This window comes from Microbacterium sp. H6 (genome assembly GCF_003314775.1).
Taxonomy (GTDB): domain Bacteria; phylum Actinomycetota; class Actinomycetes; order Actinomycetales; family Microbacteriaceae; genus Microbacterium; species Microbacterium oxydans.
Genome location: NZ_QOAY01000164.1, coordinates 7,519 through 14,498, shown reverse-complemented (window position 1 = coordinate 14,498; position 6,980 = coordinate 7,519). Strand labels below are relative to the sequence as shown.

The following is a 6,980-nucleotide window of genomic DNA, read 5'->3' as shown; positions in this document are numbered from 1 at the left end:
TCGGACGGCCCGTCGAACGACACCGTGCCCTCGGCGCTGACGATCGCGACCGCCGCGCTGCCGAGGAGCACCCGCAGGTGACGCGCGGCCTTGACGACGTCGGGGGCGGACAGTCCAGCGCGCAGATGCGGTGCCGCCAGACTCGCCTGATGCAGCACGGTGAGGGCGGCCTGTTCGGCGTCGCTCCCCAGCTCGGCGGCGCCGCGGGCGAGTCGACGTGCGAGCAGGAGGAGCACCGAGAGGACGATGCCGCCGAGCACGCCGAGGATCGCTGCGAGAACGACGTCGGTCATGGGTTCAGCCTACGGAGCCGCGCACGCCTCAGCAGCAGCGGGCACCGGGGTTGCGATCCTGGTCGTCCATCCGCTGCCGCCAGAACTGCCGCTCGGTCAGCGGCTCCTCGCCGGGATGCACGCGACCGTGATGGGCGACGTACGTCGCGTAGGCGCTGTCGCCCATCAGGGTCGTGATGTACCAGCGGATGCCGCGGCCGGCCCGCACCGCGGCGCTGAGCAGCGTCCGCAGGAGGGTGGTCGCGGCATCCGTCCGACTCGTGGTGTCAGCCATCTCAGTGTCTCGACATCAGTGGGTCGACGCCTTGCGCTCGTCGGCGAGGATCGGCTCCCACTGCTTCTCGAGCTCGCGTTCTTCGGCGCTGGGCAGGAACCCGGCCGGGGCGAAGCGGCGCGAGGCCACGGGTGCGTCCTCGGTGTTCTCGCCACCACCGTTGCGGATCGCCCTGATCGTGACGATCACGGCCGCCACCATCACGATGATCGCCAGGGTCACGAAGATGATCGACAGCGTGCCCTGCACGGCGGTGTTGCGGATGACCGCATCGAGCACCGCCGGCTCGCCGAGCGAGGTGTCTCCGCTGTCGCGGGCGGCGACGTAGCGGAAGTGATTCGCCCAATAGCCGATGGCCGGCACGGGAGAGGCGATCTTGTACAGCGACGCCGTGATCGTGACCACCGCGGTGAAGGCCAGAGGCAGCCCGATGATCCACAGCCACTTGATGTAGCTCTTGCCGCGCTTGGCGACGATGGCCATCACCACGGCGAGCGCGATCGCGGCGAGCAGCTGGTTGGCGATGCCGAACAGCGGGAAGAAGGTGTTGATGCCGCCGAGCGGGTCGGTGACGCCGAGGATGAGGATCGCTCCCCAGCCGGCCACCATGATCGCGGTGCAGATCCACACCCCGGGGCGCCAGGAGACGTCGCGGAACTTGGGGAACCAGGCGCCGATCGAGTCCTGCAGCATGAACCGGGCGACGCGGGTTCCTGCATCGACGGCCGTGAGGATGAACAGCGCCTCGAACATGATCGCGAAGTGGTACCAGAACGCCATGAGGGCCTGGCCACCGAGAGCCTGTTGCATGATGTGCGCGAGGCCGAGCGCCAGGGTGGGGGCACCACCGGTGCGCGAGACGATCGACTCCTCCCCGACAGCCGCTGCCGTGCCTGTGAGCATGTCGGGCGTCAGGTTCACCCCCGTCAGGCCGAGCGAGTTCACGAAGGCCACGGCCCCCTCGACCGTGCCCCCTGTGGCGGCGGTCGGTGCGTTCATCGCGAAGTAGATGCCCTGGTCGATGGAGATCGCGGCGACGAGTGCCATGATCGCGACGAACGACTCCATGAGCATGCCGCCGTAGCCGATGAAGCGCGTCTGACGCTCCTTCTCGATGAGCTTCGGGGTGGTGCCGGAGGCGATCAGGGCGTGGAAGCCCGACAGCGCTCCGCAGGCGATCGTGACGAACAGGAAGGGGAACAGCGGACCGGCGAACACCGGCCCCATGCCGTTCTCACCGAAGATGCTGATGGCGGGGACGGTGATCTCGGGACGGACCAGCACGATGGCCCCGGCGAGCATCACGATCACGCCGATCTTCATGAAGGTCGACAGGTAGTCGCGGGGGGCGAGCAGCAGCCACACCGGGAGCACCGCGGCGATGAAGCCGTAGATGATGATGCCCCAGGCGATCGTGGTGCGGTCGAGGTGGAAGATCGCCTGGCCCCACTCGGTGCCGGCGACCCAGCCCCCGCCGATGATCGCGGCCATGAGCAGCACGAAGCCGATGATCGAGACCTCGGTCACCTTGCCCGGGCGCAGGTAGCGCAGGTACACGCCCATGAACAACGCGATCGGGATGGTCATCGCGACCGAGAAGACGCCCCACGGGCTCTCCCCGAGCGCGTTGACGACGACGAGGGCGAGGATCGCGACGATGATCAGCATGATCAGCAGCGAGGCGATGATCGCGGCGGTTCCACCGATCTTGCCGAGTTCCTGACGGGCCATCTGCCCGATCGTGCGACCACCGCGTCGCATCGAGAAGAAGAGCACCGTGTAGTCCTGCACGGCGCCTGCGAGCACGACGCCGACGATGATCCAGATCGTGCCGGGGAGGTACCCCATCTGCGCCGCGAGCACGGGGCCGACGAGCGGGCCGGCACCGGCGATCGCGGCGAAGTGGTGACCGTAGAGCACCCGGCGGTCGGTGGGGACGTAGTCCTTGCCGTCCTGCTTCACCTCGGCGGGGGTGGCCCGGCGGTCATCGGGTCGGGTGATGTACTTCTCGATCACCTTGGAGTAGAACCGGTAGCCGATCAGGTACGTGCAGACCGCGGCGAACACGAACCAGATCGCGTTGACCGTCTCGCCGCGGACGATCGCGAGCATGGTCCAGGCGACGGCACCCAGCAGGGCGATCGCGGCCCACAGGATGATCTTCGGCAGGGTCCAGCGGTTCGCCTTCTCGTGGTGCTCTTCGGTGAGGGCCACGGGAGGGAGGTTCGGGTCGGTGACGATGATGGGCTCGTCGTCGACGAGTCCGGCGCCGTCGCGGCGGCGCGACGAAGGTGCGGTCATGGGGGTCTCCTCGGGATACGCGACGTTGCGTTCCCCCACGTTAGGAAGATCCCGCTCCCGACATGACCGCTCGCCGCGGTTGCTGCGACGAGCGGCGCGGATGGCGCGATGAACGGATACCGGGGATGTCCGTTCGCCCCGCCGCATCAGGCCCTCCCGCCACATCAGGCGGCTGCCTCGCGAATCGGCCTGTCTCCGCGGGATCGCCTGTTTCCGAGCGCCACGCACACGACGCCCCGCGGAAGGGAGACCGCGGGGCATCGTGTGTGTGTGGAGGGGCTACTCCGGCTTCGCCGTCTCCGGCGCACTCGTCGGAGGCGCGCCCGTCCGTGATGCCTCGGGTGCCGGGGTCTCCGGTGCCGGGGTCTCCGGTGCCTTCGTCTCCGGTGCCGGGGCCTCCGGTGCCTTCGTCTCGGGCGCCGGAGTCTCCGGAGCCTTCGCCGCCGGCACGTCGACCGTCAGGACGGTGCGCACGTCGGATTCGCCGTACTGCACGACCCCGAGGTAGCGGGTGCCGGCGGTCAGGCCGGTCCAGCCGAGGTTGTACGACGTCTTCTTGCCGCGCACCGCGGCGAGCGGGTTCGGCGTTGCCGTGAGGTCACCCTCGCCGTCGGCCAGCACGTTGGCGTAGGTCATGTCCCACGTCATCGCGCCCGTCGTCGAGTAGATGTTCGCCACCACCAGGTAGGTTCCGGCCTTAGGCGACGGGATCGTGACCTGTTCGTCCGCCGAGCCGGTGGCCGAACGCCAGCGCTCGTAGTACTGCAGGTCGTCCGGGCTCACCACCCGGTACACGGTGAGGTCGAGGTCGCTGCCCTTGTCGTCCGACGAATCGAGGTCGAAACGCGAGAGGGTCGTGCCCTCGGGTACGTTCACGATCCACGAGACGTCCTTGTTGGCGTCGCCCGACTTCTCGTCACCCGAGTGCCCCTCGACGGGGTTGTCCGCGTCGGCGAGCAGTTCGAACGGCGTCAGACCCGAGAGTCCGAGCGCGAGGTCACCGGTGAGACCGGGGGTGATCTCGACAGCGGTGCTGCCGTCGACGCCACTGCCCGTGACCTCGGCCGGCGCATCGGCCGTGACCGGGAACAGCGCGATCGGCGAGCGCACCGAGTTCTTCGCACTCGTCCAGGTGAGCGAACCGGTGGCCCACTGCTCCACCGGAGCCGTGGCGTTGTCGAAGGTCACCGTGAACGTCTTGGTCTGGCCCGGACGGTCGAACTTCAACTGCTGCGGCGTGACCTTGACGTTCACTCCGGGCACCGAGGCCTTGGCCGTGAAGGTGCCCTTCTCGGTCGAGGTCACCGTGCGGGTGACGGTCTGTGCGCTGGTCAGGGAGCCGATCGAGATCGACGCCTGGTTCAGATCGCTGCCGTCGATGGGGTCGATGCCGGGGAAGTCCGACAGTCCCTTCCCGTCGAGGAACGCCGCCCAGTCCTTCACACCGTTGAGGTAGAGCAGACCCGGGTTCAGGTAGCGCTTCGGGTCGACCTGGCCTGCACCCTGCTCGAACGGATTCGTGTTCTTCGATCCGTCGGGCAGCACGGTGTCGTAGGCGGTGGTCATCATCGCCGACTTGATCTCCGCTGGCGTCGCCTTGGGGTGCTCGCCGAGGTAGAGCGCGGCGAGGCCGGCCACGTGCGGGGAGGCCATCGACGTGCCGGAGAGGATGCCGAACGTCGGCTTCTCCCCCGGAGCGTTCTCGGTCGCCGCGAGGATCGCGACACCGGGAGCCGCGACATCCGGCTTCATCACGTCGCTGCCGTCGGCCAGCATGGGCCCGCGGCTCGAGAAGCCCGCGATCTGCGGGGTCGGGGTGACGACGCCGGTGGTGTTCTCACCCACGAGGGTGATGGGACGATCCACGCCGCCCTGCACATACGCGAGCACGGCCGCGCGGTGCACGGCGTTCAGGTGCACGGTCGGCACCGCGTGGAAGTCGTTGTCGAGCGAGTCGGCGCCGCCGGGCACGTTCACGAGCACCATGCCCATGCCGCCGGCGTCCTTCACGACCTGCGACTTCTCGGCGCGGGCGTTGCTGCCACGGTCGCAGACCACGATGTGTCCGGCGACCTTGGCAGGATCGAGGGTGCCGGGCAGGCAGAGCTGCGGGGTGACGGCGCCCGCCGCCGCGGCGTCGACTGCGGCGATCGACGGGCCGGTGACCTTCTGACCGAACGGCACGCTCACCGAGGCTCCGGCCTGCGCGAACCCGTCGAACTGCACGGTGCCCTCCCAGGTCGGGATGGTCGATGCGGCCACCGTGGTGTACCAGGGCGAGGCGTGGTCGGCCGTGACCGGGTCAGGTCCGTCGTTGCCGGCGCTCGTCGCCACGAAGACGCCTGCTGCTGCGGCGTTGAAGAACGCGAGGTCCTCCGGAGCCATCACGGTGCTCGCAGCTCCGCCGCCGATGGAGTAGTTGATCACGTCGACACCGTCGGCGACGGCCTGGTCGATCGCGGCGATCAGGTCGCTCTGCGCGCAGATGTCGTCGGTGGTGACCGTCGTGTCGGGGCCGACGTAGCAGGCCTTGTACGCCGAGATCTTCGCTGCCGGGGCGACACCCGAGATCGTGCCGAAATCGACGTTCTCGATGCTGGCCTTGACCTTGAAGTTGCCCGCCGCCGTGCTCGCGGTGTGCGAGCCGTGGCCGTCGCCGTCACGCGGCGAGAGGTAGTCGTACTGGAAGTCGAAGCCGGCGGCCTCGGCCCCGGCGTAGAAGTACTGTCCGCCGATGAGCTTCGAGGAGTAGTCGCTGGTGTCCCAGTCCTGACCCTCGACCATCGCGGCCTGGAACTGCCCGCCGTCGGACTTGTCGAAGTAGACGTAGGTGCCGTCGGTGTAGGGCTGCCCGCCCTTGTTGCGGTTGTGCTGCTTCTTCTGCTTCTTGATCTTCTTCCCCTCGAAGGAGGGGTGCTCGGGGGCGATGCCGGTGTCGATCACACCGATGACGACGCCCTCTCCGGCGGTCGCGACCCCTCCGGTCTGCTGCCACACTCCGCCCTTGCCCTTGCGGTCGTCGCCGAGGCCGAGGTAGTCGGTCGAGCTCTGCGCGTCGGGGTGACGGATCTCATCCGGGTAGACGCCGAGGACGTCCTTCGAGGCGCGGAGCGCATCGACCTGCTCGCCGCTGAGGTCGGCGCTGAAGCCGTTGAGGACGACCTGATAGGTGGTGTCCGGCGTGACCCCGATGTCGCTGACGAGGTCTTCCTGCTCGGTCTGGAGATGTTCGACGTAGCGCTGCGAATCCTGCGACTGCGTCTCGAGCTGGTCGCCTTCGGCGGGCTTGGTGGCCTTCAGACCCTTGACGTCGCCCTCGTAGGTGGCGAGCGGATCCGACTTCATCACCACGATGTAGTGCCCTGGTGTGCCTGCGACGGGGACGGGGTGCGTCACCTCCTCCGTCGCGTAGCCCGCGGTTGCCGTCGATGCGATGAACAGCGTGGCCAGGGTGGTGGCTGCCGCCATCCGGAGGGGTGTTCGACCCATGTGGTGCTCCCGATGATCACGGTGCGGCCCTCTTGCTGCACCGCGGCCAACATATGCCCGACCCTGGCGATTCTCAGGAAGTCTGGCCGATCGGTCACCCGGCATTCGCCGATCGGCCAGGGTTATCCACGGCCGCCCTCGCGATACGTCGACAGTAAGCTGGAGAGGTGGCCCGCACCTCTGTCCTGACGACCCGCGTCCTGCTCGTATGCGCGGCCATCGGGGTCGCCACGGGCATCCTCGCCGGTATAGCCGGGTGGGTGACTCCGGTGCTGCTGGCGAGCCCCCTGCTGTTCCTCTACGGCCTGGTCCTCGGCTCGCACGTGCTGCCGGGCATCATCGCGCAGGAGGTGCTGCGCCTCCCGCTCGTCGCGCTGATCACCCATGTGTTCGCCGCTCTGATCGCGAGCGCCTTCAACCCGGCCTGGGCGCTGCGGTTCATCGGCACCGCTCTGCTGTTCGGCCTGATCCAGGAGGGGGTGGCCGCCCTCACCCGCTACCGCTCCTGGGGCCCGTGGCGCTTCTTCCTCTCGGCGGCGATCATCGGCGTCTTCGTGGCGGTCGTGGTGTTCTTCGCCGCCCACCTCTCGGTGATGCCGCTGTGGGCGCAGATCCTCTACCTC

At 68.5% G+C, this 6,980-nt stretch carries 4 protein-coding genes and 1 pseudogene; 1 reads left to right on the top strand and 4 read right to left on the bottom strand.

Going from position 1 to position 6,980, the window contains the following annotated elements; all coding sequences use genetic code 11:
* The 4 genes and pseudogenes from DSP71_RS10300 to DSP71_RS10285 all read right to left on the bottom strand — a co-directional run.
* Positions 1 to 293 (bottom strand): annotated as a pseudogene (locus tag DSP71_RS10300) (sensor histidine kinase); the annotation flags it as partial.
* A 28-nt stretch (positions 294 to 321) separates the two neighbouring features.
* A complete protein-coding gene (locus DSP71_RS10295; RefSeq protein ID WP_046746616.1) occupies positions 322 to 567 on the bottom strand; it encodes a YbdD/YjiX family protein in 246 nt (81 codons plus the stop codon).
* 15 nt (positions 568 to 582) lie between these two features.
* Entirely contained in the window at positions 583 to 2,868 is a 2,286-nt protein-coding gene (locus tag DSP71_RS10290; protein WP_058632149.1) for a carbon starvation CstA family protein, read from the bottom strand.
* 279 nt (positions 2,869 to 3,147) lie between these two features.
* Entirely contained in the window at positions 3,148 to 6,357 is a 3,210-nt protein-coding gene (locus tag DSP71_RS10285; protein WP_179516326.1) for a S8 family serine peptidase, read from the bottom strand.
* A 167-nt stretch (positions 6,358 to 6,524) separates the two neighbouring features.
* Between DSP71_RS10285 and DSP71_RS10280 the strand changes: the two genes are divergently transcribed.
* Positions 6,525 to 6,980 (top strand): ECF transporter S component (locus DSP71_RS10280; RefSeq protein ID WP_113681037.1); only part of this gene is annotated, 456 nt, incomplete at its 3' end.